The organism is Longimonas haloalkaliphila (assembly GCF_055379825.1).
Map to the genome: position 1 here is coordinate 2,875,301 of NZ_AP043948.1, position 25,896 is coordinate 2,901,196.

The 25,896-nt window shown below is 59.0% G+C and carries 15 protein-coding genes; 7 read left to right on the forward strand and 8 right to left on the reverse strand.

Features of this window, described 5'->3' with window-relative positions; genetic code table 11:
- Nucleotides 1-819: 819 nt before the first annotated feature.
- The gene (locus ACZ48V_RS11275) at nucleotides 820-2,757 is read right to left on the reverse strand and encodes a DNA gyrase/topoisomerase IV subunit B (RefSeq protein WP_464539202.1); all 1,938 of its coding nucleotides are present in this window, start codon (nucleotides 2,755-2,757) and stop codon (nucleotides 820-822) included.
- 1,064 nt (nucleotides 2,758-3,821) lie between these two features.
- Between ACZ48V_RS11275 and ACZ48V_RS11280 the strand changes: the two genes are divergently transcribed.
- From ACZ48V_RS11280 to ACZ48V_RS11290, 3 genes are all read left to right on the forward strand, one after another.
- Nucleotides 3,822-4,868 (forward strand): T9SS type A sorting domain-containing protein, encoded by a 1,047-nt coding sequence (locus ACZ48V_RS11280; RefSeq protein ID WP_464539204.1) that lies wholly within the window; start codon nucleotides 3,822-3,824, stop codon nucleotides 4,866-4,868.
- 165 nt (nucleotides 4,869-5,033) lie between these two features.
- Nucleotides 5,034-6,893, forward strand: coding sequence for a hypothetical protein (locus ACZ48V_RS11285; RefSeq protein ID WP_464539206.1), 1,860 nt, complete (start codon nucleotides 5,034-5,036; stop codon nucleotides 6,891-6,893).
- Nucleotides 6,894-7,525: 632 nt separating this feature from the next.
- Nucleotides 7,526-7,858: a GIY-YIG nuclease family protein gene (locus ACZ48V_RS11290; protein ID WP_464539208.1), complete on the forward strand. Its 333-nt coding sequence runs from the start codon at nucleotides 7,526-7,528 to the stop codon at nucleotides 7,856-7,858.
- 188 nt (nucleotides 7,859-8,046) lie between these two features.
- On the opposite strand, the gene ACZ48V_RS11295 is transcribed toward ACZ48V_RS11290, so the two are convergent.
- On the reverse strand, nucleotides 8,047-10,374 hold the full coding sequence (locus ACZ48V_RS11295; protein WP_464539210.1) for a DNA gyrase/topoisomerase IV subunit A: 2,328 nt from the start codon (nucleotides 10,372-10,374) through the stop codon (nucleotides 8,047-8,049).
- 364 nt (nucleotides 10,375-10,738) lie between these two features.
- Here ACZ48V_RS11295 and ACZ48V_RS11300 point away from each other — a divergent pair, with 364 nt between their 5' ends.
- The 4 genes from ACZ48V_RS11300 (at nucleotide 10,739) to ACZ48V_RS11315 (ending at nucleotide 15,301) form a co-directional block, all read left to right on the forward strand.
- The gene (locus ACZ48V_RS11300) at nucleotides 10,739-11,419 is read left to right on the forward strand and encodes an HAD family hydrolase (RefSeq protein ID WP_464539212.1); all 681 of its coding nucleotides are present in this window, start codon (nucleotides 10,739-10,741) and stop codon (nucleotides 11,417-11,419) included.
- A 1,175-nt stretch (nucleotides 11,420-12,594) separates the two neighbouring features.
- On the forward strand, nucleotides 12,595-13,161 hold the full coding sequence (locus ACZ48V_RS11305; RefSeq protein WP_464539214.1) for a Tll0287-like domain-containing protein: 567 nt from the start codon (nucleotides 12,595-12,597) through the stop codon (nucleotides 13,159-13,161).
- A 131-nt stretch (nucleotides 13,162-13,292) separates the two neighbouring features.
- On the forward strand, nucleotides 13,293-14,012 hold the full coding sequence (locus ACZ48V_RS11310) for a helical membrane plugin domain-containing protein (protein ID WP_464539216.1): 720 nt from the start codon (nucleotides 13,293-13,295) through the stop codon (nucleotides 14,010-14,012).
- Between the two features lie 68 nt (nucleotides 14,013-14,080).
- Nucleotides 14,081-15,301 carry an NAD(P)/FAD-dependent oxidoreductase gene (locus ACZ48V_RS11315; protein WP_464539218.1) on the forward strand — a complete coding sequence of 407 codons (1,221 nt, stop codon included), beginning with the start codon at nucleotides 14,081-14,083 and terminating at the stop codon, nucleotides 15,299-15,301.
- A gap of 533 nt (nucleotides 15,302-15,834) precedes the next feature.
- Here ACZ48V_RS11315 and ACZ48V_RS11320 read toward each other — a convergent pair.
- From ACZ48V_RS11320 to porV, 6 genes are all read right to left on the reverse strand, one after another.
- A complete protein-coding gene (locus ACZ48V_RS11320) occupies nucleotides 15,835-16,755 on the reverse strand; it encodes an alpha/beta hydrolase (RefSeq protein WP_464539220.1) in 921 nt (306 codons plus the stop codon).
- Between the two features lie 68 nt (nucleotides 16,756-16,823).
- Nucleotides 16,824-17,768: a diacylglycerol/lipid kinase family protein gene (locus tag ACZ48V_RS11325; RefSeq protein WP_464539222.1), complete on the reverse strand. Its 945-nt coding sequence runs from the start codon at nucleotides 17,766-17,768 to the stop codon at nucleotides 16,824-16,826.
- Nucleotides 17,769-17,771: 3 nt separating this feature from the next.
- Nucleotides 17,772-18,329: a gamma carbonic anhydrase family protein gene (locus ACZ48V_RS11330; RefSeq protein WP_464539224.1), complete on the reverse strand. Its 558-nt coding sequence runs from the start codon at nucleotides 18,327-18,329 to the stop codon at nucleotides 17,772-17,774.
- 687 nt (nucleotides 18,330-19,016) lie between these two features.
- Complete coding sequence (locus ACZ48V_RS11335; protein ID WP_464539226.1) at nucleotides 19,017-22,514, reverse strand: T9SS type A sorting domain-containing protein; 3,498 nt, start codon at nucleotides 22,512-22,514, stop codon at nucleotides 19,017-19,019.
- A gap of 1,458 nt (nucleotides 22,515-23,972) precedes the next feature.
- Complete coding sequence (locus ACZ48V_RS11340; RefSeq protein ID WP_464539228.1) at nucleotides 23,973-24,359, reverse strand: PID-CTERM protein-sorting domain-containing protein; 387 nt, start codon at nucleotides 24,357-24,359, stop codon at nucleotides 23,973-23,975.
- A gap of 289 nt (nucleotides 24,360-24,648) precedes the next feature.
- Nucleotides 24,649-25,779, reverse strand: a complete 1,131-nt coding sequence (porV, locus tag ACZ48V_RS11345; RefSeq protein ID WP_464539230.1) for a type IX secretion system outer membrane channel protein PorV — start codon at nucleotides 25,777-25,779, stop codon at nucleotides 24,649-24,651.
- Nucleotides 25,780-25,896 lie beyond the last annotated feature (117 nt).

The window sequence follows — 25,896 nt, forward strand, 5'->3', positions numbered from 1 at the left end:
CTTTCCCCTAAATACCCCTCTTCCCCGGGTAGGGTGTGTTTAGTGTATACTCAAGATGTTCTTTTGAGTGTGTAGCACAAGGTGCCGCGTCCAACTTGGAGGGGCACGTTCATTTTTGCCTTGATGCAGACGAGCGAAGCGACTCACGACCGTAGGGAGCTAAAAACGAACCAAAAAGATCAGGGCTGGAAGAACTGGGCCTGACTGCGCCCTTCGGTCCGCTAAAATTGATCAAACTCACTCGCGAAGCTCGCTTAAACACGATCAATTTTGGGCGCGTCCCTCCGGGCTTCGTCCGGGCGGCCCACTTCTTCGAGGCCCAACGGGCTTCCTACACGGGGTCCATTTCCATGTCGTGGAGAGGACCGCGGGGAGGCATGAAGCCTGTAACCTAAACTACTCCAAACAGACGGGTTGACCTTGCATTAGCAACTTCCCACCCCGACAGCGAGAGGTGCTGATAGCAATTGAGACTAAAGACCGCCGGGGATGTAATCGAGCCCCGGCTATGGGCGTTGCCCAACATCGTACCTCTCCGTAACCCGAGATCAGGAGCGAAGCGTATATCTTGGGCGATCGTTGAAGCCCGCTAAACAGATGCCTCGAGGGGAGGAAGGGTAGGATGGAGGGGTTTCCTCGCAAATGAGACTCCAAGTCCACTCGCTCAGCGACCCGCCCCGCAATAGCTTCAACGACGGGATGCCGTGCCTGCAGGACATCTTTCGTCGTGAAGCGGAGCACCGTAATGCTCAACGCTTCCAGGTCCCTCTGTCGAACACCGTCGTGTCGGGCAAGATCGGAATATTCGTGCGGAGCCCCCTACACATCCAACTCATCCGCCTCCGTCGCGTGCTGCATGATGAAGTTGAAGCGGGCGGAGGTGTCGCGGCCCATGAGGTCGGTGATAGTCTGCTCCGTGTGCAGGCGCTCCGTATCCGGAATTGTCACCTCCAGGAGGCGGCGCTTATCGCGGTCGAGCGTCGTGGCGTTGAGCGTCTTCGGCATCATCTCGCCCAGACCCTTGAAGCGCTGAATATCGACATTCAGATTGCGTCCGTCGCTCTTGATCTCCTCGATGATCGCATCGCGCTGGGCGTCGTCGAGGGCCCAGTGGGTCTCCTTGCCCGCATCAATGCGGTAGAGCGGCGGCTGGGCGATGTAGACATAGCCGCCCTCAATCAGCGGCGTCAGATAGCGGTAGAAGAACGTCAGGAGCAGGGTTGAGATGTGGTGGCCGTCCGAGTCCGCATCCATCAAGAGAATGATCTTGTGGTAGCGCAGATGGTTCAGGTTGAAGCCCTCACCCAGGCCGCATCCCAGCGCCTGTACGATGTTCGACAGCTCCTTGTTGTTCTGCACCCGCTTCAGCGAGGCCTGCTCGGCGTTCAGGACCTTCCCGCGGAGTGGAAGCACCGCCTGCGTGGCGCGGTCGCGCGCCTGCTTGGCCGACCCACCCGCCGAGTCGCCCTCTACGATAAACAGCTCGCACTCACTGGGGACGTCCGATGAGCAGTCGGCCAGCTTGCCGGGCAGGTTCAGGCGCCGCGAACTGCTGCTGCTCTTGCGGGCTCGCGAGGCCGCGCTGCGGCTGGCTTTCCGCGCCTTGGCCGCCTGAATCACACGCGTCGCAATGGCCTCGCCCGTGGTCGGATGGTCGTTCAGGTACTGCTCTAGCTCCACACGCACCGAACTGCTCACCTGCGAGCGCACCTCGGGGTTGTTGAGCTTGTCCTTTGTCTGCCCCTGAAACTGCGGGTCCACATGAAACAGGTTCACAATCGCCACGAGCCCCTCGCGGGTGTCATCGCTGGCAATGTCGAGCCGGTGCGGCACCAGATCGTGGGTGTCCATGTACGCCCGCAGCGTAGTGCGCACCGCGCGGCGCAGCCCTTGCTCGTGCGTGCCGCCATCCTGCGTGGGGATGCCGTTCACGTACGACAGAATCTTCGGCTTCGGCGCATCGGTCCACTGCAAGGCCACCTCCAGCCGCCCGTCGCCCTCAAAGTCGTCATCCACCAGCGAAAACACATCGTCGTGGATCGGCGCCACCTGCAGATCCTCCAGGATGTGCTCAAGATACTCCACGATGCCGCCCTCATGCTGGAAGACGTGGCGCTCGTCGTTCACCTCGTCCTTGAACACAATCTTGAGCGACCGATTCAGGAAGGTCTTCACCTCCAGCGTCTCCCTGATCCAGGCCGGATCGAACGTGGTCGACTCAAAAATCTCCGAATCCGGACGAAAAAAGATCTCGGTGCCGGTGCCGTGTGGGTCGTCCTCAATCTGCTCTACGTCCCCCAGCGGAGTCCCCGCCCGGTACCGCTGCCGAAACGCCCCGCCATCGCGCTTCACCGTCGCCACCATCTCCACCGACAGCGCATTCACAACCGACGCCCCCACCCCGTGCAGTCCGCCCGACGTGATGTAATTACTGCCGTCGAACTTGCCGCCCGAGTGGAGCGTGGTCAGAATCAACTGCAGCGTCGAAATGCCCTTCTCCGGATGCGTATCCACTGGAATCCCCCGCCCGTTATCGCGCACCGTCATACTCTGGCCATCCTCATGCAGCACCACGTCGATATACGACGCATAGCCATTCGTCGCCTCATCAACGGCATTATCCACCACCTCCCACAGCATATGATGCAGCCCGGGCTTGCCGGTACCACCAATATACATGCCGGGCCGCTTACGCACCGGCTCCAGCCCTTCAAGCACTTGAATATCTTTGCCGGTGTACGTCGTCGTATCTGCCATGAACCGTCTGTTCGTGTGAGTCAGAATACAGGGGGATGCGAATCATCGTGCCATCCCGACATACGGATGCGCACCGCGCGGGCTCCATCGCCGCATTGGGGCTCCAATCGCACAAGTCGAGCTCTCGTTTCAGGTCCGCCTGTCCGGCGCAGCGCAGAAGGATACGCCCCCAGCGGTACGGGTTTCGAGTGAGAGGAGGAGATCCCGGATCACGTCCGGGATGACTGGTGGCCGGGGGCATGCGACCGGACAGGTTTCCTGTGATACTGTGAGATTAATCGCCGAATGTCGTCCAGCGTTGTAGTATGAAAGCTGTATCGGATCCGCAAAAATGGGACCACTTCAACCCGGTTATCGCTCGTCGCAAGGCTCTGCCTGTGCGTGTTTAGCGACTTGTAGCCCGGTACGCGTTCAGTTTCGATAGCATTCGCCGGATAGGGCACCGGGGACGCGAGCGGTCCCCGGCTATGGGTCCCCTTAGCCCGGGATCAGGAGCGAAGCGCTGGGAACGCAGTGACCGAGTACTCCTGGGGTGCGGATATCCCGGGCGATCATTGAAGCCCGCTAAACAGATACTCTGCCTTGTGACGCATTTGTTTAGGGGCTCTGCCCCGTCTGTAGACTTCCTGTGGACTCATCGGACGGTGATTAGCATGATGCATGACGAAGACGCAAGCGGGGCAAGGCGAGGAACTATCTGCTAACTGAGCAGGAGATGGTTCGGCGCGCTTCGGGCCTGGAGGGCCCTGCGCTCGCTCACCATGACAGTCGTTTGTAAGCTGTCATCCTGAGCGCAGCCGAAGGATCTCCCCCATGCCGGGCACCACTTCGCACCCGGCGGATACCCGCACCTTCAGCACGATCTCTCACTTGCGGCCCTGTACGCATACAGCTCTACAAGTGCGCGCTTGCACATAAACAACATATCGCCTACTTTATTCTATGTAAACATCTGACAAATCGTTGCCTCCAGCTCGTCGCGTCCAGCCCGTCGTATCTCCTGCGGCGATCGCGCTGAGACGACCCGCGCTGGAGCGTCACTTTAAACAGCTCAATGTGCTGCTATGACTGCTGCTACAACCGATGCGTCCCCCAGCGTGCTCGCTCGCCTCGTTGCAACAGCGCGCCGCCTCTCGCCTGCTCTTCAAGTTCTCACGTTGCTGCGCTCCCTTGGCTGTGCAGTGGCCCCCCGCGCAGCACGCGTGGGTTTGGCCGGGGCCGTGCTGATTGGAGGAGGCTTGCTTGCGCCCGCAGCGTCAGCGCAGACGCTGGGCGAGAATCACGTAACCGGGACGTATCCGGGCACGGCGGCGTTTGATGAGGACCCGAACTACCTCGCGCCCGCCGGGGCCGATGGGACCTTGGGCACCCTCGATGACGAGCACGTTCCGCAGAACGCCTACCGCGCCGATCCGTCGTTTGTCGGCGACGAAATCAATCTCTACGGCGAGGCGCTCGACCCCGACGATCCGGCGATGGGGGCCGCGGGCGCGATCGGCACGCCGCTGCCGGTGGAACTGGCGGAGGCCTCGCTGCAGATCAGCGGCGGCAGCAACCCCACCGCCCAGATCCGATTTGCCGTCTACAGCGAAACCAACAACGCGGGGTTCACCGTGGATGTGAACGAAGCGGCCTCCGATGACGAGGCCCCCGTTGATTCTGATGCCGCGCAGTGGACGCCCATTGCGGAGATCCAGGGGCGCGGCACCACCGACCAGCCGAAAACCTACACGGCCACCGACACGGAGCTGGACGTGCGCGGGCCGAAGCTACACTACCGCGTGGTGCAGACGGACCTGGATGGCACCCGCGCCGTCATTGCCGAACTGGAGGCGGAGAATCCGTATCGCCCGGAGGCCGGGGTGCACGCCTGGCCGAATCCGACCGATGGGGCGGTGACGGTGCAGGTCGCTGGGCCCGAGCAGGCCACTGAGGCGGAGGTCGCGCTCTACGACCTGCTGGGCCGCCGCGTGCAGCAGCGCACGGTGCGCCTGCGCGATGGGCACGCGCAGACGGACTGGACGCTGGAGGTGCCCTCGGGCACGTATGTGCTGCGCATGACAACGGAGGCGGGCCAGGCCTACACCCGCCGCCTCACCGTTGTGCGGTAGCAAGCGCTCTGCGGTAGCAAGCGCTGTGCGGTAGCAGATACGCCTCTCGACCTGTTGTCACTATTGTCATCCTGAGCGCAGCCGAAGGATCTCCCGCACGCCCGGCACCGCCGACACGCCCCAACAACCATCCCCAACACACCACGCACAGATCCCTCCGATCTCATGCCTACATCCCGAACCTCTTTCCATAGCACGCTCGCTCCTATCATGGTTGCTACTCGGTTTGCTACCCGTATGCTTTCGACCCGCACGTCCCGTCGTCTTGCATGGCTCCGCCCGGTATGGATGCTGGGATGGGCGCTCGTGCTTTGCGTGATGGGCACCGCCCCCGCTGCAGCACAAACCACCTACTTTGCCGCGCCCGGCGGCACCGGCAGCGGCTCCAGCTGGGCCGACGCCGCCTCCATCGAAGATGCCACCGACCAGGCGGGCCTCGGCGATACCATCAAGCTGCAGAAGGGACGCTACCTGCTCACCGAGCGCCTGCATACCGCCGCGCAGTTGATCGGCGGCTATCCGGGCGCCGATGAGGCGGAGGACTTCGACCCGTTCCCGAACCCGACTACGGCGTCGAGCATCGACCCGGACACGGACGCGACGACCCTCGACGGGCAGGGGCAGACCGGGCTGGTGCGGTTCTACGGTGGGGGCGCGCTGAACGTGGCCTTCCAGAACGGACAGGCCCGGCGTGGCGGGGGCATCCTCGTTGAGGACCCGCCCGCAGATGTGGAGCTCCGGCGCATCCAACTGCTGCAAAACACCGCGACCGAAGCGGGCGGCGGGCTGTTTGTGGCGTCGGGGGCAACCGCGCCGGCCGGCACGGTGCGCCTGGAAGCGAGCAAGCTGGTGGGCAATACCGCCAGCGTGGGCGGGCAGTTGCACATCGAAGGCGAGGCCGCGCATGCGGTGGTGCTAAATACCTTCGACGGCGGGCAGACCCAGCAGGGGCAAGACTACGACGTGACCTTTCTCGGCGCGCCGAATGCGACGTTTGTCAATAACATCGCCGAGCATGTGGGCATTCTGGATGACGCGATGAAACGACCAGTCATCACACAACGAGTCGTCGGAGAACAACAATACGAAGCAGGAGACGCACCACAACTCACAGATGAAGTAACTGCAACAATCGACGGGACAACGTACGCACTCAACCCAGAAGGAGACACACTACGAGTCATGGACGGATACAGCGTGGAACTAAACAATGAAGGAAGCACGGACTTCATCCAACGATTCAGCGCATACAACGAACAACTCGGACAAGACATACCCGGACAACCAATCCCACAAGACTGGAAAGGAGGAGAAATCCCTCGACAAGTCGACTACGCAGCAGGACCAACAGCTGACAACCCAGACGCATCTCCAAACATCATCATACCAAGTAGTGAGATAGAAGACCTAAAAGAACTACAAGTACAACTCATGCCAAGTGTTAGCCCTGAAGGAAAGAACACAGTGGATACGTATGCGTTCGCTGTCAACGACCCCGAAGACAATCGAAGCGGAATCTTCATACCTCGAGAATTAGATGGAGAAGAACTAAACAACATGATTACATACATCTCAACAGAAGTCCTCAACTCAGATAATGCTGTTCCTGATGAGGAACTGCAAAAGTGGAGAGACGCAGTAGAAATCATAAGTGCAGAGTACCCATACGATGTAGAGGTGAGGGAAGGAGACTTCGCGGAAATAGGTAATGCTCTTAGAGCTAGATCTCCAGATGAAGATGTTCAAACAGCGCAGAACATTAACTACGTATATTTTAAGGATCAAGGAACTCCAAGTAACCTTATACGTCCTCCAAATGAGTATCTTAAGACTAATTCTTTTGCTAACGTAGTAGAAGGAGAAGATAATCCAAATAGGTTCACAAATGAGTACCATGAGTCTATGAATGGTAAAGACGACTTCTTTGAAGGCTATGATACTGTTGAAGGTAGCGGCGTAGTTGTTCCTAATAGGGATATGAATTTTATGTTACAGTTGTACTACACAACAAACGGAAGCCTCTAAAACAAAAAAAGAACTATGAGTACAAAGAAAACCTTTGTACTCTACACCTACCTTTCTACTTTCTTACTTAATTATCCATATACTTGGACATTATCATCCTTGAACCAATAATCAGTTTCTCCATAACGAGGAACTTCACAGCACGCAGCCGGTCGTAAGCTGTCATCCTGAGCACCGTCCGACGAATGTCGCTCCGACTCCTGTCGGAGGAAAGATCTCCCCCGCGCTCAACACAGCCCGCCAGGCGCCCGCCACATGAGCGGGAGATGGTTCGGCTACGCTCACCATGACAGTTGTTCGTAAGCTGTCATCCTGAGCGAGGCGCAGCCGAGTCGAAGGATCTCCCGCACGCTCGGCACCGCCTCGCATCCCGCCAGGCGGCTGCCAACGGAGTGGGAGATGGTTCGGTGCGCTTCGCTTACACTCTAAAAGCACTTCTTCCCTCCGGTCAGGGCGCTCACCATGACAGTCGTTTGTAAGTTGTCATCCTGAGCGCAGCCGAAGGATCTCCTACATGCCCGGCACGGCCTACCACCCGGCAGCGGTCGGGGCTCCTGCGTCGGGGCTCTGCGTGCTCACCATGACACCACGGTGCGGGTCGTGGCACGTTACGATTGCGGGCGTGTCGGGTCATGTCGTTCCACGCTTTCCGTCAGCAACGGCTGCCCCACGCGATGGCCCGCACGTACCACGTCTACATCATGAGCAACCGGCACCGCACCGTGCTCTACATCGGGGTGACGGGCAATCTGGCCCACCGCGTGCACGTCCACCAAGACGGCACCGGAAGCGCATTCACGAAGCGCTACAACGTGACCGATCTGATCTACGCTGAGCCGTATGCGGACATTGATGAGGCCTTGCGTCGCGAGAAACAGCTCAAGCGGTGGACCCGCGCGAAGAAGCTGGCGCTCATCCGCCGCCAGAACCCCACGCTGCAGACGATCCAGGGCCCGTACGTGTAGCGAGTAGGCATCACATCCCGCAGGTGCTTGCCAACGGTGGAGGAGATGGTTCGACTCCCGGCTTCGCCGCTCGCTCACCATGACAGTCGTTTGTAAGCTGTCATCCTGAGCGCAGCCGAAGGATCTCCCCCATGCCGGGCACCACCTCGCACCCCGTCAGGCATCTGCCAACCGAGCAAGAAGCCCGCTCAATCCACCTTCACCTCAATGGGCTCGTAGTGCACCTCCGCAAAGTAACCGCGCTTGATGACAATGTGACCCTTGCCGCCACGATTGGTGATGTCGTACTTGGTCGTGCGCACAATCTCCTCACGTCCGTTGTTGGTGACCACCACGAGCCCCTCACGTGCCGCATCCGACAGCGTAGCCCCCAGAAGGCGATCATCATCCTGGATCCGCATGCCAATAACGCCTTTCGCCGGTCCTTTGTAGACCGATACCTGCTCGACCGGAAAGATGAGCACGCGTCCGCCGTGCGAAGCGGCGCAGACGTGCTCGTGGCCCTGCGCCAGCATGGCACGCACGACCTCGTCGTCCCCCTCCAGCCGCATAAACATGCGCCCGGCGCGGGTGGACGGCTCCATGAATCCCTCAACGGTGAAGCGCGTGGCCTGCCCTGTCTTCGAGATGGCCACCACGTAGGGCGGATGCGCCTCCTCGTCCTCAGCCACGCCGTTTTCGTCGAAGAGTTGCTGCTGGTCGGGCTCCTCCGGACGCCCCGGCGGCAGCACGCGGGCGTCGAAGCCCACCACGCCCACCACGCGCTCGCCATCGTCGAACGAGAAGAGCTTCTGCACCGGATCGCCATAGCCGGTGGTGCTCGGAATGTCGTTGATGCGCACGGTGTAGCAGGTGCCGTAATTCGTGAAGAAGCCCACCGTAGCGCGCGTCGATCCTTCAAGCACCCAGCCGACCTCATCGCCATCACGCACGCGAATCGATTCAATGTCGGAGTACGAGCCCTGCCGCTTCACCCAGCCGTCGCGCGTCACGATGACGTAGGCGTCGCTCTCGATGATGTAATCGGCCTCGGTGTACTCGATGGCGGCATCGGGACCGCGAATCTCGCTGCGGCGGTCGTCTGCGTAATCAGATTTTACCTGTTGCAGTTCGTCGCGCACCATATCCCACCGCGCAGATTCGTCATCAAGCAGGGTGCGGATTTCGCGGGCACGCGTCTGCTTGGCCTCCAATTCGTCGCGAATCGCCTCGATTTCCATTTGTGACAGGCGGTAGAGCTTCGTGTCGAGCACCGCATCGGCCTGGGTGTTGTCGAGTCCGAACCGGCGGGTGAGTCGGTCCTGCGCATCCTTTTTATTGGTGGAGGCACGGATCATAGCGATGGCTTCGTCGAGCGCGTCGAAGATCGTCTCGAAGCCTTCCAGCAGGTGGATGCGCTTCTCCAGCTTCTGCAGCTCGTGCTTCAGCCGCCGCGTAACGACCTGCAACCGAAACTGCAAGAAGTGCTGCAGAATGGTGCGCAGATTCACGCGCTCGGGCGTGCCCACGTCGGCCCGCTCGGTCGGGACCAGGCACGTCATGTTCACGTGGAAGCGATGCTGCAACTGCGTGTGCTTGAAGAGATAGGCCATAGCTGCCTCGGCGTCGGAGCCGCGCTTCAGCTCAAGCACAATGCGCACATCGTCGGTCGACTCGTCGCGCACGTTTGAGAGCTGCGGCACGTTCTCATCGGCGATATGGTCGGCGATCGACTCCACGATCTTGCTCTTATCTACCCCGTACGGCACCGACTCGATAATCGCGCGCGTCTTGCCTTTCATGCGGTAGCTGCCCCGCATCTCAATGGTGCCCTTGCCGGTGGCGTAGATCTCGCGCAGCTCCTCTTCGGTATTCAAGATGGCTCCGCCTGTAGGAAAGTCGGGCGCCTTTACATGCTGCCAGAGCGCCTCAACAGAGGCATCAGGGTCGTCGATCAGGTGGAGCCCCGCATCCACCACCTCGCCCAGGTTATGCGGCGGGATGTTCGTGGCCATGCCGACCGCGATGCCGCTGGCCCCGTTCACGAGCATGTTGGGCACCTTGGCGGGCAGCACGACCGGCTCCTGGAGCGTACCGTCGAACGTATCGCGGTACTCCACCGTGTCCTGGCGCAACTCGGTGAGCAGTTCCATGGCCAGGGGCTGCAGCTTGGCCTCGGTGTAACGCATCGCGGCGGGATTATCGCCGTCGAGCGAGCCGAAGTTGCCGTGTCCGTCGACCAGCGGCGCGCGCAGCGAGAAGTCCTGCGCCATGCGCACCATCGCGTCATAGATGGCGGTGTCGCCATGGGGATGGTACTTCCCCATCGTCTCCCCTACAATAGTGGCGCTCTTGCGGTGGCGCCCGTCAGGATAGAGGGTCAAGTTGGTAAACATCGCATACAGGATGCGCCGCTGCACGGGCTTCAGTCCGTCGCGGATGTCAGGCAGCGCACGACTGGTAATAACGGATAATGCGTAGTTGAGATACCGTTTGCGTGCGGTCTCGTGCAGCGAAATCGATTCGGTTTCCGGCATATATTTTCTTCAATAACGGCTATAGAGGACGCGGCAAGTGCGTATAGCACAGATAACGTATCGATTCTCGAAAGGATGCACAAGCCCGATCGGCTGGCAGATGCAGCGTTCTCGTTAAATCTGGTGTCCAGATGCGCTTGGCACCTGGTGAGGCAACCGCGTGTCTCAGTTACCGCCTGTATGTTCTTTTTACATAACGGACTCGCCACGCGTTGCGGCTACAACGAACCTGTACATTTCGCTCTGCTTGTCGTCTCCTTAAGCTGTTACAATGCCTCAACAGCCGTATATCAATTCACTTTTACGGTTTTTATTCATAGCTTGCACGTACATAAGACGTATCTCTACCATAGATGGCGCGCCCATGAAACTCTTGCTCTTCGACATCGACGGCACCCTCCTTCATGCAAATGGGTCTGGACGCCAGGCCCTTGAGCAGGCGCTTTCGGACGTGTTCGACCGGTCGATCTCGACTGAGGACATTACGTTCTCAGGACGCACCGATCCGGGTATCATGCGCGACATTCTTACGCAGAATGGCGTTGCTGCAACCACATCCAACATCGCACGGGCCATCGGGGCGTACGAATCGCTGGTGCTTGAAACCGGTGACCCCAACGATGTGACGCTCATCCCCGGCGTACCGCCGCTGCTTGATCGCCTCTCCAACCGGTCGGATGTAATGCTGGCACTGCTCACGGGCAACATACGCTCTACCGCCTTCTGGAAGCTGAAAGCGGTGGGACTCGATCCACACTTCTCGTTTGGCGCCTTTGGCTCAGACGATGGCGAACGTCGCAATCTACCACCGGTAGCTGTGCGGCGCGCGAAAGAGCATACCGGACGCACCTTCGTTGGTAGCGATGTCGTGATCATCGGTGACACGCAGCACGACATTCAGTGCGGACGCGGTATCGGAGCGTTCTCAGTCGGGGTCTGCACAGGATCCTACAGCCGTAACGACCTCTCGTCGTACAATCCCAATGTGCTCTTCGACACACTGCAAGATACCGATGCGTTTATCGATCAGGTGCTGGGCGGCTAATCCTTTTTACGCTGGCTTCCCCCCACACCACACGTCATCCCAGGCCAAGCACAGCAAAGACCCGAGCTCTTTGCCCAACTCAGGACCACCCCGCCCTTCGGGCACACCTCCTTTCCGGCTGCGCCGGTAGGAGGGGACGCTGCAGCGTGGTACTTCTGCAGGAACGGTCGCAGAAGGAACCCATCAAATCCCCCTCGGCGGAGGGGGATTTAGGGAGATGGATCGCTGCGCTTCCTCCCCACGATAACAACCCCGAAAGAACCGCACCCACCTTGTCATTGCGAGGAGCGCCAGCGACGTGGCAATCTCATGCGTTTCTGTTCGGGCGGGGCTTCCTTGGTGAAACGCACAGATCGCACCCCAGGAGTACTCGTTCGCTCCGCTCACAGCGCCGCGTCAGTCGCAAACTCCCTCCTCGCGATGACAATCCCGGGAAACACCCACCACCGCACGTCATCCCAGGCCAAGCACAGCAAAGACCCGAGCTCTTTGCCCAACTCAGGACCACCCCGCCCTTCGGGCACACCTCCTTTCCGGCTGCGCCGGTAGGAGGGGACGCTGCAGCGTGGTACTTCTGCAGGAACGGTCGCAGAAGGAACCCATCAAGTCCCCCTCGGCGGAGGGGGATTTAGGGGGATGGATCGCTGCGCTTCCTCCCCACGATAACAACCCCGAAAGAACCACCCACACCTTGTCATTGCGAGGACGCAGGACGACGCAATCTCATGCGCCCCTGTTCGGGGCGAACTTCCTTGGCGGGACGCACAGGTCCGCTACGACCTTGCACGCGTGGGCCCCTGCCTACCGAGCAGGAGATGGTTCGACTCCGGCTTCGCCGTCCGCTCACCATGACATGCTCTACAAGCCTCCTACGAGTCTGGCAAGGGGTCTGACCGCAAAGAGACATGATCGTGGTGCACGCGCTCGCCACGTCCATAACACTGGGAAGCGCCCCTCTTCCATTAGGCCTGACAACTTTTTATAAACACCGCTCGAAACAACCGCACCACTTGTAGCTACAACTAATTGTGACTACGGTGTTATGCATGCACTGCCCGGCGTACCCCGCGTGCGTACTCGCAGGCGTGCCCAAACTCTCTCCCTGACTGGATGCCGCTATGTGCTCGACAAACTGCCCCGCCTCATCCCGTTTATCACCGGCAATAGGAGCACTTTTGCTCATAGCCGCTCCGCTTCTGCTTTTTGCTTGCACCAGCGCCCCCGACACCGATGAGCGCTCCCCAACCCAGGAACAGGTGGAAGAGCAGATTGCACGCCTCGATGCCATGCGCTCGGGACTTGCTCAGCAGGTCGATGACCCGGAATCTGTCGACCGGTCTACCTTCGCTGAGGTCTGCCAGCCGGTCGGACGCCGGGCGCAGCAGATGGCTCAGGCGAACGGATGGGTTGTGCAGCAACTGGCCGACCGGAATCGCAACCCCAATAATACACTCGACGATGAGGCACGCGCGGTACACGAGCGCTTCGCTGAGAATCCTGATCTGAAGCGTGTCTGGCACGAAGATACGATGCTCAATGGCACCTCAGGACAACGGTTCTTCCAGCGCATCACGGTAGAGGAAACCTGCCTGGCCTGCCACGGCGCCGAAGCCAACCGCCCTGGTTTCGTGAAGGAAGGATACCCCGACGACCGTGCATACGGATTTGAGCCGGGCGACCTGCGCGGACTGTACGCGGTGTTCGTGTCCGATAGTCTAATGGCGCATGCCTCGCTGCCCTGATTCTCGCCACCGTTTCCCGCTGTTTCTTCCATGGCCCCGATACGCTCGACACGTATTATCGCTTTCGACGCGGAAGCGCTTTTGCCGAATCCTCCCTTGTCACACGCTCCTACTCACACCCTCCTGATGCCATGAGTACATCTCCTGCTTCTACCAACGGCGCAGCCTCGCTTGAGGAGCGCCTCAACGACCCTCAGACTACGAAAGCGCTGCATCGCATCTTAGACCGGCTCGACGCAATCGAAGAGGCCGTCGACGGCCTCGCTACAGCGGTCGACCAGGCCCCGCAGGCCGCTAACATGGTCACCGATATGGTCGACGATACCTATCGTACAGCCGAGGCACACGGCGTGGACCTCGATGAGCGGATGCAGCTTGCTCTGCAGCTTACCGAGCGCCTCACCGCGCCCGAAACGGTTGGTACGCTTACGCGGCTCATCAACCGCATGGACGATGTGGACCAGCTCATCGACCTCGCCGACCAGGCGCCCGGCTTTGCAAACATGGTTGTCGATATGTTCGATGATGCCTATCGCGCCGCCGAAGCCTCAGGCCACGATCCTGAACTGGTCTTGCGCCGCACCGCCGAAGCCATGAGCGAACTCAGCGCCTTTGTGGCCTCCGATGAGTTTACCGCCCTTAAAACCTCAGGCATACTCGATCCCGAAGCCGTATCGATTGTCGGTAAGGCCGGTGATGCCCTCGCTGACTGCCGACGCGAGTGCGGAGACGAACCGCCTAAGGTCGGAATATGGGGCCTCTTCAAAGCACTTCGCGATCCCGATACAAGCCGCGCACTCGGCTTCCTGACAACCTTTGGTAAGCACTTTGGCCGCAAACTGAAGGGCTAAAATATAACACCGCATTTGCAATACCCAACACCTTCCCTTTTGCCCTCACTACCAGGTCACTCAACGCTATGAGTACAGAACACAAGTACGATGTCGTCATTGTAGGCGGTGGCACTGCCGGAATCACGGTAGCCGCCCAACTGCAACAGGCGGAGCGCGCCCCCGAATCCATTGCGATCATCGAACCCTCCGATACGCACTACTACCAGCCTATCTGGACGCTGGTGGGCGCCGGGGTCTTCGACAAGGAGATCTCTGAACGGCCCATGGCCGAGTTCATTCCTGAAGGCGTTACATGGATTCAGGACTACGCCCAGGCCTTCGATCCGGATGCCAATACGGTGTCAACCGCTAACGGAGAGACCGTCGAGTACAACTATCTGGTTGTTGCTCCAGGTCTGCAGCTCGACTGGGATGCCATTCCCGGACTCGCCGAGTCGATCGAAGACCCCCGCTCAGGTGTGGTAAGCAACTACGCCTACGAGTATTGCGAGGACACATGGGATGTCATGCAGAAGCTGCAGCCCGGCGACTCGGCGCTGTTTACGCAGCCGGCTACGCCCATCAAGTGTGGCGGCGCTCCGCAGAAGATCATGTACCTGACCGCCGACCATCTGCGCAAGCGCGGCATCCTCGACGACGTATCGGTGCAGTTCTTTACGCCCGGTACGGTTATCTTCGGCGTCGAGAAGTTTGCGCGCACGCTCCGTAAGGTGGTCAACCGCTACGGCATCGACGTGAACCTGTACAGCGAACTTATCGAGATTCGTCCCGACCGCAACGAGGCGGTCTTCCGCGCCACCGGCGGCGACAGCGCTCCTACCGAGCAGGTCGTCTCGTACGACATGCTGCACGTGACTCCGCCGCAGAGCGCACCCGACTTCATCAAAGAGAGTTCGCTCTCAAATGAAGATGGCTGGGTTGATGTGCATAAGCACACGCTGCAACACAACACGTACGACAACATCTTCGGGTTAGGCGATGCCGGAAGCACGCCCAACGCCAAAACCGGAGCTGCCGTTCGCAAGCAGGCGCCCACCGTGGTCAACAACCTCCTTCAGCTCATGCACGACGGCGACATCGCGGATCCGAAGGAGTACAACGGCTACGCGTCGTGCCCCCTCGTTACCGGATACGGCAAGCTGGTGCTCGCCGAGTTCGACTATAACAACGAACCGGACCCAAGCTTTTCGTTCGACACCAGCCAGGAGCGCTATAGCATGTACGCTCTCAAGGCATATGGCCTGCCGCAGATGTACTGGCACGGCATGCTTCGCGGACGCGCATAACGCACCTTCACAAATAGACCCGTAACACACAAGCACGCCCGGCCCGCTGCCTCTTCGGCAGGGGGCCGGTTTGTTTGCGGGGTGGTGTATAGATGCTACGTCACCAAGCTACTGAGTACCACAGCTTCGTCTTGTTTGTTGGTCGTTTACCTCCTCTTCTATTCCGCGACAACAGACCCAGGGAATGATGCCACTGCCAACATCCCCCAACACCACACGTCATCCCGGGCGAAGCAGCGCGAAGACCCGGAATCTTTGTCCGGCAAAGCACCACCCCGCCCTTCGGGCACCCCTCCTTTCCGGCTGCGCCGGTAGGAGGGGAATTTGCAGTGGGGCGTTTCATGCTCCGACACACGTCATCCTGACACCGCAGGCGGAAGGATCGCAGCACCTCCCGTACACGCCGGGCACACGCCTACAGGCATAGCGCGGGGAAACACCCCCATCTTGTCATTGCGAGGACGAAGGACGACGCAATCTCATACGCCCCTGTTCAGGCGGGGCTTCCTTGGTAGGGTGCACCAATCACCCCGCTATTCTCCGGCCCCTGCTACTTCGTCTTGCGCAGCGTGCCCTTCCATCACCGCTTCAAGCAGCGCCCGGTACGCCTCCTGCATCGCCTCGGTGGCATACAGCTCGTTGTGTCCGCCTTCTTCTACGATAACCAGCTCCTTCCTTGAGGTGGTAGCGTCTTCGTAGAGCGTCTCAGCCATCTCAGGCGCGGTAATCATGTCGTTGGCCCCGCCTACAATAAGAAGTGGCCCCTGCAGGTCGGCGATGCGTGCCCGGTTGTTCTCCTGACGCAGCGCATCCGCAAACTCAAACCCGATAAAGGCCCGCAGATACCACGGGATAACCGTGTTGCCCCATTCGCTAACGTTCGTGGCCGGGTTTTCGAGCACCACGCCGCCCACTGTGCGCTGCTCCGCCAGAAAGGTAGCCACAAACGCCCCAAGCGAGTGCCCGTGCACCACCAGCCGGTCAGGGGCAACCCCCAGTTCGTTCACCACGTAGTCGTAGACCGCGAGCGCATCCCGCTTTACCGTGCGCACGTCGGGCGCGCCTTCGCTCTTACCATAGCCCCGGTAGTCCCACAGCAGCGCCCGCGCTGGGAGCGACGCAAACGCATCCACATAACCACTCGACTGCACCAGGTAGAACCCCTGGCCCCCAAAGAACAGCACGACCGGTTCGGCGTCGTCGGGCACGAGCCACCAGGCGTCCAGTGCAGCCGAGTCGCGCTGCGTGCCGGGCGACATGATCGTGTGCTCCTGCAGCGTTACGCCCTCCTGTTGAAACGTAGCCGGGGTGATAGACGGCTTCGGCATGAACACGTCTTCTTCAGCGATCGGAATGGACCCGCAGCCGGTGCATCCGGCAGCAATAACAAGGAGAACGGCAAACGCAGCGAACGAGCGAAATACAGGACGGAGCACGGGGCGGATCATCAGCATAGCAGGGTTGAGGGAATTGCACTGTGTGTCTGTACCCTGCATCCGCCTGTGGGTTTGGAACGGGATTGCTACATGTCGCGCGCTATCGCTTCTCTTTCGACCTCGGGCGGACGCGCAACGGGGAGGCATCCCGGACGCACGGTGAACGTGACGGGCTCGTTGGAGAGCAGTTCGCCATCGGCGTTGAACCACATCGGCGGGGCGGCCTCGATGTGCACCTGGCGCGCCCGATAGTGGTCGACCAGTGGATGCGTGGTGTAGTCGCCCCCAAGCACCCGTGCGATGACGCCCGCCACCGCGCCTGTGCGCCCCGCCCGCACCGTCACCACGTCGAGCAGCCCGTCGCACGGGTCGGCGCCGGGCGCTACGTGGACGCCGCCTGCGGCGTACTGCGCGTTAGCCACCACCACGTTGAGTAGCGGATCGGTGCGCACGGGCACGCCATCGAGCGTGAGCGTCGTGTCGTAGCGGCGCAGGCGAGGCAGCACGCGGGCAGCGCCCATCACGTACGCAAACGGCCCAAGCAGCGATTTGGGATCGCCCGACACCACCTTGTCGATGTATCCGCCAAACCCGCCCGCGCACACGTTCAGGGCCAGGACACGCGTGTCCGCCATCACTACGTCGATCGCATCTACCGGATGCGCCGCCCCATAGACTGCCATGTCGAGCGCCTCAGCAAGCGATTCGGGGAGCCGCAGCGTCCGCGCCAGATCGTTGCCCGTCCCTACCGGCACAATGCCCAGCGCCTCCAACGAAGACAGCGGCCCCACCGCGTGGAGGGCGTTCAGCAGGCAATGCACGGTGCCGTCGCCGCCCGCTGCCACGAAGCGCCGCACGCCGCGCTCCCAGTGGGCCCGGACGCAGGCTCGCGCCTCTTTCAGGGTGTGCGTCGTGCACAGGTCCACGGCCTCCGCATCCGCCACCCACGCCTGCAGCCGGGGCACCTGCGCCCCGCCTCCCGCCGTTGCATTTGCTACCACGACCGCCTCGGGCGCTTGCCTGCTTGCCATAGGCTACCCCTCGTCGGTCCGAGGCGTGTAGTACGGATTCGCATCCGGCGCTTCGCGTCCGTCGTGAATTGCGCTGTAGCGCACGTAGTTGTCGGCATACGGACGAATCGTGTCGACCTCGTCGTCGGTCAGCTCCCGTACCACTGTAGCGGGCTGGCCCAGCACCAGCGAGCGCGGCGGCACCTCGGTGCCTTTTGTAACGAGCGCCCCGGCCCCCACAATGCTGTGCGATCCGATCTGCGCATGGTCCATCACCGTCGCGCCCATGCCAATGAGCACCGTGTCATCGATCGTGCACCCGTGGATGATCGCCCCATGCCCGATCGTCACATACGCCCCGATGTCGGTCGGCGCGCTGCCGTGCGTTACGTGCACCACCGTATTGTCCTGCACGTTCGAGGCCTCCCCGATGCGAATCCAGTTCACATCGCCCCGCACCGTGCAGTGATGCCAGACGCTGGCGTTCGCACCGAGGGTCACATCGCCAATCACCACCGCCGTCTCCGCGATGTAGTTCGTGGCATCGTACTGCGGCGTAGCGCCCAGGAAGGGTTTAATCATGGTCGGGGTAGGGGAATGCGGGTGGACATCATTTATGAGGAAACGTGTTCTCATCATACAAAGACGCCGCGGCGTTCGCAACGCCCACCCGGCCTCTCGCTGCGCACTCTCAACGCATTCCGAGTGCTCCTCGCGTTGCCAGCACACGTTTGCCAGGCCCGCATTGGTGGGGGCGTTGCCTCGGAGCACGAAGCGCCGCGCTGCAGCGTCCCCTCCTACCGGGCGCCAGCCCGGAAAGGAGGGGTGGTTCTTGACTGGGGAAAGATCCCGGGTCTTCGCTGCGCTCCGCCCGGGATGACTGGTGGCAGGAACTGTCGGCAGTGGCACCATTCGCCGGATTTGTCGTCGCGAGGAGGGAGCGGAGCGACGGACGTGGCGCTGTGAGCGGAGCGAACGAGTACTCCTGGGGTGCGATCTTTGCGTCCCACGAAGGCAGTCTGCCCCGAACAGTACCGCATGAGATTGCCGCGCTCTCTTCGGTCGCTCGCAATGACAAGGTGGGGGGTGTTTTGCGGCGCTGTGGGCGGAGCGAACGAGTACTCCTGGGGAGCGATCTACACGCTCCACCACAGCAGCCCCCTCCCATACATCCACCCGTCCACCCCTAAAAACCCCAACAAAAAAACCGCCGATGAGGCGTGAGCCCCACCGGCGATGTGGTATTGTCTTAAGTATAAGACCGCGCCGTTAGCGGACAACCGTAACCTTCTGCGTGGTGCTGAAGCCTTCACCGCGCATGCGCACGATGTAGAGCCCGCTGGCCAGTCCGTTGGCGTCGAGGCTGATCTCGCGTACGCTCTCGCCTTCTACGCCTTCGTCAAGGAGCGTCCGTACCCGCTGACCGAGGGTGTTGTACACCTCAATCGTAACCGGCTGGGCGTCCTGCACCGCGAAGCGCACCGTAGCCTGGTCGCGCACCGGATTCGGGAAGGTGGACAGCTGGTAGGCATCGCTCATGCCAACGCGCACGTCAATCGGGTCGGAGAGCGTCGGTGTGCCGTCGAGGTCTACCTGGCGGAGGCGGAACGTGTGCTCGCCGGGCTGCAGGTCAGCTACGCGGAAGCTGTAGCTCTGCGGCTCATCGGTGGTGCCGGCGCCTTCGACGAACGCAATGTCTTCGAAGCGCTCGGTATCACGCACCTTCTGCTGCACATGGAACCCGGCGTTGTCCGTCTCACTCGCCGTCTCCCACTCAAGCAGCGCATCCTGCTCCTCGACCTGACCGAGGAAGCTGTTCAGCTCTACGGGCAGCGGCCCGGCCTCGGGGTCGATGGTGAGGGTGAAGCGGGTGTCGGGGGTGCTGCCGTCTTCGGTGTTGTGGCGGACACTCTGCGGCATGGGACGCTGAAGCCCGTTCTGAGACGAGTCGTCGAGGCGCAGCGAAGAGGTGCCGCATTCCTCACTTGGGGTGTCGGACTCGATTGTGAATGTGTAGCCTCCTTCAGCACGCAGGTCAGCAACTTGCTCACCAGTTTCTTGATCGATCAGAAACACGCCCCAATCTTCTGGGATGTTGTCTAAACGGTTAGCTGACAGTGTGACATCTCCAACAAAGGGGTCACTCCCGTCACATCCGCGGAGGACTGTCTCGAGTGGTATGTCTACAGATTCTGAAGGGTTGAACGGAAGGTTGTTCGCATCAAGGGCGAGACCATCCTCAAGCAACGTGTATAGTTCAAGCAGGGCGTCTGACTCTGATTGGCTACCGCTTCCCGATGAACGCAGGAAAAGACCATCGCGACTATCGCGGCCGATCTCCCCACTTTCGCGAAAGGTGAGCCGTGTACTCGTCTCAATCGAACCAATGTTCAATCCCAATTCAGCAATACGGTATGTAGGCGGTCCTTCAGATTGGAAAAATGGATCGGTCTGATTTCCGTCTGCTTGTGCCGCCCCGATGTCACTTATACTTACAGAGGGATTAGCACCTGTAGCCTGAACGAAGAATGCCTGGAAGGGTGGAATGAGCCCCTGTGTTTCAAAATCCCCGCTGGGACTACTCGGATCGTCAAAACCTGAATCAGGACCATTATAGATTCTGTATTCAGTACCATCCCAGCCGTATATTACATCGTTCACATTTGAACGAGTTATCACCCGATTGTTGTCTCCATCTGTGGCGTCCCATGAGAGGTTGGCCATGAAGGGATTTCCTAACAGATTCCAACCATCGTCTTCATTAGAACCATCGGTAGTATCATCGTAATCGAGAGCAAAGTCAAAGCTTGAATCAAGGTTGTTTGCATCATCCATTCCTTGAAGTATCCCCGTAACACTGAGGCCCTTTTGGAGCCCACTTGTACTGTTGTCGTCTCGGAGATCGTCATTGCTGAAAACATAGGTAATAAATCCTGCACCTGCAGATATGCTGTTAGTGACATCATCTACTGGCACCCATCGATCCACCTTGTTCGCGGTGTTGAGGGTTGGATCATACGTGAAGAGGTTTCCATTCTCTTGATTGTTTACTGCTGGCGCGTCCGAGTTCGCTGGACCCTGGATCCAAAGGTTGTTTGCATTTCCCTGCCGGAGGAATGAGTTGTAGCTTTCGCTGACTGTGGGCACCGTCATGTGATACCATGACTCCGAATCTCGATCTAGGAAACGATCTACAACAACTTCGTCTTCGACAAAGCCGAGAAGCTCACCCCCATCCGTATTATACTCAATCGTGCCACGCAGGAGCGGTCCATCGGGTCTTGAACGGAGAACTATATTTCCATTGGACTGAACCCGCCCCGAAGTCAACACCAGCTTATCCTCAATTCTCACCTCGACATCATTAATCTGAACTCCGGCGGGAGTAAGGTCAAGTGCACGAGTGTTCTCAACTTCCAGGATACCCACAATGAATGGGGTATCCCCTGAGATTGTTTGCTGGCTCGAGCCATCAAGGATAATCCGGCGCTGGCTCGCTCCAGCCTGGTCATCAAAGATGATTTCACCACCGTCGTTGGTTATATCTCCTGCAACTCGTATCGGTCGAGATGAGTCGACCAGTACACCTTCCTTCAATTCAAGGTCGCCCACTTCTACACTTTCACCACTAATGCTGATGTCAACCTCGGTGTCGCCATCCCCCACTTCTGAATTATTCTGAACAGTCACATTTCCCAGCTTGATAATTGTGTCACCAGTCACAGTCTGGGTATTGCTCCCGCTGTCGGTTTCCGTGCCAGAACCTTCGAAGATGATGGTTCCACCTCCTGGATCAATGTCGCCATCATTTCCTACATCCAAGTCATTTGTCAGACGTAAAAAACGTCCACTTGGGATAGCTAAGACACCGTCTGCAATTCCAAGCTTCCCATTTATCGTAAATGTGCCAGCCAGCCCAACCTTTGCATTATTCGTGACTTGGACTTCAGCAAAAACGGTTCCCTGTACACCCACTTCATTAGATTCGTCATCGTTAAATCTCCTCCCAAATACAACTCTCTCAGAAAAGAAGCTTCCCCCCTCTTCTATCGTAAAGCTTGTGCCCTCATATATTACATCATCAGGGATATTCTCATCACTGTCATCAATACCGTAGCTGCCAGTATCCTTGACATTGAAGTCACCATCTACTTGAATTTGGCTGTTGGGGTCAAGAGTAGTTCCTGGGCGAATCTCCACATCTCGAAATGCATTGTCTTCCAAGAATGACCCGATGAGGGGGAGATTCTTATCAGCATCATCAAAATCGAAAAAAACTCTACTACCTTCAGAAGCCCGAAATTCAGCGTTTTCTGATCTATTCATTTCTTTTCGGATAGTCAGCTCACCGTCAGTACCTAAGGCGAAACGAGAAGCTCCTTCACTGCCGCTTCGCATAGTAAGTCCATCTATATCAGCCGTCCCACCACCCAGTTCGAAATTTGAACCCGCTTCAGCGAAGAACAGTGGAGTTGTTAAGCTGCCTCCTGACCCTATCCTAATTCGCTCATTAGTGACAGTTCGGTCGTTATTATTAACAATGCGATCATTAGCAATGAGAGATCCTCCTTCCATCTCTATACGCCCTTTATTCTCGAAACGCCCTTCAACAGTGAGATCCCCCCCACCCGTTTCAATGAAGCCCGACATGTTATTGATCGTCCCTGAAACGATTATCTGAGAACTGGAGCCTCCTCCCTCAATGGTTCCAGACATGTCATTCATGTTACCTGATATGTCAAGTTCTGAACTGTTTGCCAGCTCCACACGACCTGTGTTGTCAAGGTTTGCCCCTATATTGAGGGTACCACTTGACCCACCGGCGACACGTATGGATAGTCCATTGGACGGACCACCGGCATTGTTAACCACTCCGTTCGTCACATCCACCGTGCCACTGCCACTAAAGAGGGCTGCCCCGTCTCCCTCCGTCGTAGTTCCCCCTCGGATATCTATAGAATGGAGTGGTCCTTCACCTGAAGATGATAAATCTAACCCCAAAGTACCTGATGGGATTTTGACGCGTGATTCGTCTTGGATGACAGCCTTGTCATTCTCATTGGGATAGCCTTTCCCATTATTCCCGTTACAGGTCCCACCCGATATTGCCCCATCCGTGTCAGACCATGCAGCACTATCATCCCAGTCAATGGTGCCCCCTCCTGAAGGTATTGAGTAACACGTTGCATTCTGACCCAGAGCCTCTCCAGGCACAAAGGCAAACAGCCCCAACGCGACGAGTAGAACGAGGGCACGAAGGCTGCCCAGAAACGAAGAGAGTGGATTCATAGCCAGTGGCGATGCGAGGCGCGTATCGGTATAGTTCATAACATAAGGGCCTTTTAGACAGAAGGAGCGGGAGGTCATTAAAAGAGCAGCTATATACTCTTTCATAAAGGTTGCTGTGTGTACGTTTGTTAGCAGCGGCCTGGGACTGCCGGTAGGGTTCAACATTGCTAATGTAACGTGTAGCGCTTACACCTGCAACCTTTGCTGTGGCTTTATCACTTCATCTTGTGCTTTTGCCAAAAGATTGCAGGGGCGTAATCAAGCGTTCTGTGACTTACTGTATTAAGTGCACAAAGAACGTACCGTTCCATACAGACCTTGCACAAATGTACCCCTCACAGTTGGTAATGGGATTTGAAGGAATACCCATCCTATGCTACGTGTATTTTTGTAGGGGGTGTGGGTAGGGATGGAATTGTGTGAGGCCTGGACGGTGCTGTTCGGGGCATGTGCAAGTCGCAGATCATCGCAACAGGAAACGCCCTCACCGCGTCATTGCGACCGACCGAAGGGAGCGCGGTGCCCCGACCGTAAGGCGTTGAGATGCTTCACTACGTTCAGCATGACTGAAAAAGAGAGTGGCGTTTCACACTCCGAGGCACCGCCTCCCACACCACAAGTCATCCCGGGCGAAGCGGAGCGACGACCCGGGATCTTTCCCCGGTCAAGCACCACCCCGCCCTTCGGGCCCCCTCCTCTCCGGCTTCGCCAGTAGGAGGGGACTCTGCAGCGTGGCGCTTCGGGAATAGCGAACCAGCATGCATGGATTGCCTTAATGCCCGCAATAAGACCCTCTTCCAACAGAACTACCTCGTTTCCTGTTCGCAGCAGCCCATCACGTAGCCGCAACGCCCCGCATCCCCGAAAAGAAAAGAGCGCAGCCCTCATTCAGGCAACTACGCTCTCGTAGAAGTTCACCAAACGGCAACCGAATAACTACGGCATGGTATCCTCATCGTCCTCATCGTCACCACGCTTGCGCAGCCGGTTAACTGCATATCCAGCTCCTGCCAAAGCAAGAAGACTTAACCCTCCATCAATAGGAATCTCCTGTGTAGGATCATCCGGGTTTGGCGGTGGCTGCGTTGGTACGTTGTTCATCTCCGCCCCAAAATCGTATCGCTCGATACCGCTCTCGAACTCAGACGCCCCCGAGTCCGCCCAGTCGGGGGTGCGGGTGGAGGCGGGGTCGTCGAGGCGGGGAGTGCCGTCGTAGGTGCGGGGCTCGTCGGTCCAGGTACGCTCATCGGGGGCTGCCTCAGGGGCCGGTCCCCACGACGACTGGGCCGTAGCGGGGGCGGCAAGGAGCCCCGTGCTCAGCATGAGCACAAGGCAGCAAGCAGCAGTAGCGTATCTGTAGAAACGTTTCATACCGTTAAGGGGCGTGTAATTGGGAATCACCGTAAGGTGGACGACGAGGCGTATAAATACAAGTGGATGGTGCGATCGTTCAATATGTATTACACCAGATCAGCGGGCTGTACGGCAGGGGCTGCACGATAAAGTGCTGCGTGACAGCTACTCACCGAGCGTGTGGCCGCCCTGGCACACGTCCGAAGAATCTGCTCCGGCCCCGTACCGGGCGGCGTACGCTATCCACGAACCTACGGATCTACTGGAACGAAAGCAACAGGCTAAATCGCAACGTATCCGAGAGCGGGTTATCTTCTTCGAGCGTGTAGAGGTAGGAAAAGTCGATTCCTACGATATTCCAGCGCACACCCGCTCCGAACGTCAGAAACTGCCGGTTTCCGTTCTCGGGATGCTCGTAAAAGTATCCGGTACGGAGAGCGAACAGGTCAGCATACCAGTACTCAAGACCTGTGCCAATAGTGAACTGGTCGACTACGCCCAGCTCGGATGCCTCGTCATCGCCCGGACGCCGCTCGCCGGGGACCGCCCCCCACGAGCTGAAGATCGACTGGTAGAATGGATCGGGGTTCGTGCCGTCTTCGTCGACGCTGATGAGCTCGCGGTTGAAGTCGTTCGCAAACGTGAGGCTGTTGTACTCGTCGAAGTTAAACGTGAAGGCGTATCCCACACGCAGGTTTGTAGGCACGGCCTGCTTCTCCTCGGAGTACCGGATGTAGGTGCCCATGTTTGCAAGGTTGGCCCCGGCTGAGAACGTCGTAGGAGCGCCTAAGAGGTCAAAGGACCTGCTGCGGTAGAGCGCCGACAGGTCAAACGTACCGGTGGTGGCGGTGCCGCTGTCGATGTCGCCATCGCCCTCAGACAGCTTCGAATAGATGAAGCGTGCGCCTGCGCCCACGCTAAACGTCTCGCTGAGCTGGCGCCCGTACGAGAGCCCGGCCGCCATTTCGAACGCGTTATCGACGCGGACTTCCTGTCCGTCGCCGTCGACCACTTCCAGCTCTCCGAGGTTCAGAAAGATGAGGTTCGCACCGAAGGTACCGATGTCGTCGACGTGGTAGGTCCCCACAAGATACTCATAGAAGAGCCCCGCGTCGAACTCGGGCAGCCAGTTGGCATGGGTAATTCCTACTTGCGCATTGTTCTGAAACCCCAGTCCAGCCGGATTCCAGAACATGGCGTTGGCGTTATCGGCGATAGCCACGCCGGTGTTGCCCATGCCCGCGCCCCGGCTATCGGGTTCGATGCGCAGGAAGAGCGCGGACGACTGTCCGAGCTGTGCCTGGGCGGTGGTGGTAAGCGTAAACAGGAGAAGGGCGGTTCCAAGGAAGCCGATCCAACGGATGAACCGGCGGGCAGGAGGTCGGGTCATGAGCACAGGCTGACTGCGTTATCGATGGTACGTACAAACGGCTTGCGGCCGTGCACATGGGGTGCGGCGTAGCAAGCCATGGGGGGTGCGTATCGGTATATGTCGATAGAGCGCAGA

Bases quoted from the DNA above. Each gene is read 5' to 3' on its own strand.
- ACZ48V_RS11310 (WP_464539216.1), top strand. From the start codon at position 13,293: ATGAGTACATCTCCTGCTTCTACCAACGGCGCAGCCTCGCTTGAGGAG.
- ACZ48V_RS11320 (WP_464539220.1), bottom strand. From the start codon at position 16,755: ATGCTGATGATCCGCCCCGTGCTCCGTCCTGTATTTCGCTCGTTCGCT.
- ACZ48V_RS11285 (WP_464539206.1), top strand. From the start codon at position 5,034: ATGCCTACATCCCGAACCTCTTTCCATAGCACGCTCGCTCCTATCATG.
- ACZ48V_RS11315 (WP_464539218.1), top strand. From the start codon at position 14,081: ATGAGTACAGAACACAAGTACGATGTCGTCATTGTAGGCGGTGGCACT.
- ACZ48V_RS11275 (WP_464539202.1), bottom strand. From the start codon at position 2,757: ATGGCAGATACGACGACGTACACCGGCAAAGATATTCAAGTGCTTGAA.
- ACZ48V_RS11280 (WP_464539204.1), top strand. From the start codon at position 3,822: ATGACTGCTGCTACAACCGATGCGTCCCCCAGCGTGCTCGCTCGCCTC.
- porV (WP_464539230.1), bottom strand. From the start codon at position 25,779: ATGACCCGACCTCCTGCCCGCCGGTTCATCCGTTGGATCGGCTTCCTT.
- ACZ48V_RS11300 (WP_464539212.1), top strand. From the start codon at position 10,739: ATGAAACTCTTGCTCTTCGACATCGACGGCACCCTCCTTCATGCAAAT.
- ACZ48V_RS11295 (WP_464539210.1), bottom strand. From the start codon at position 10,374: ATGCCGGAAACCGAATCGATTTCGCTGCACGAGACCGCACGCAAACGG.
- ACZ48V_RS11340 (WP_464539228.1), bottom strand. From the start codon at position 24,359: ATGCTGAGCACGGGGCTCCTTGCCGCCCCCGCTACGGCCCAGTCGTCG.
- ACZ48V_RS11330 (WP_464539224.1), bottom strand. From the start codon at position 18,329: ATGATTAAACCCTTCCTGGGCGCTACGCCGCAGTACGATGCCACGAAC.
- ACZ48V_RS11290 (WP_464539208.1), top strand. From the start codon at position 7,526: ATGTCGTTCCACGCTTTCCGTCAGCAACGGCTGCCCCACGCGATGGCC.
- ACZ48V_RS11325 (WP_464539222.1), bottom strand. From the start codon at position 17,768: ATGGCAAGCAGGCAAGCGCCCGAGGCGGTCGTGGTAGCAAATGCAACG.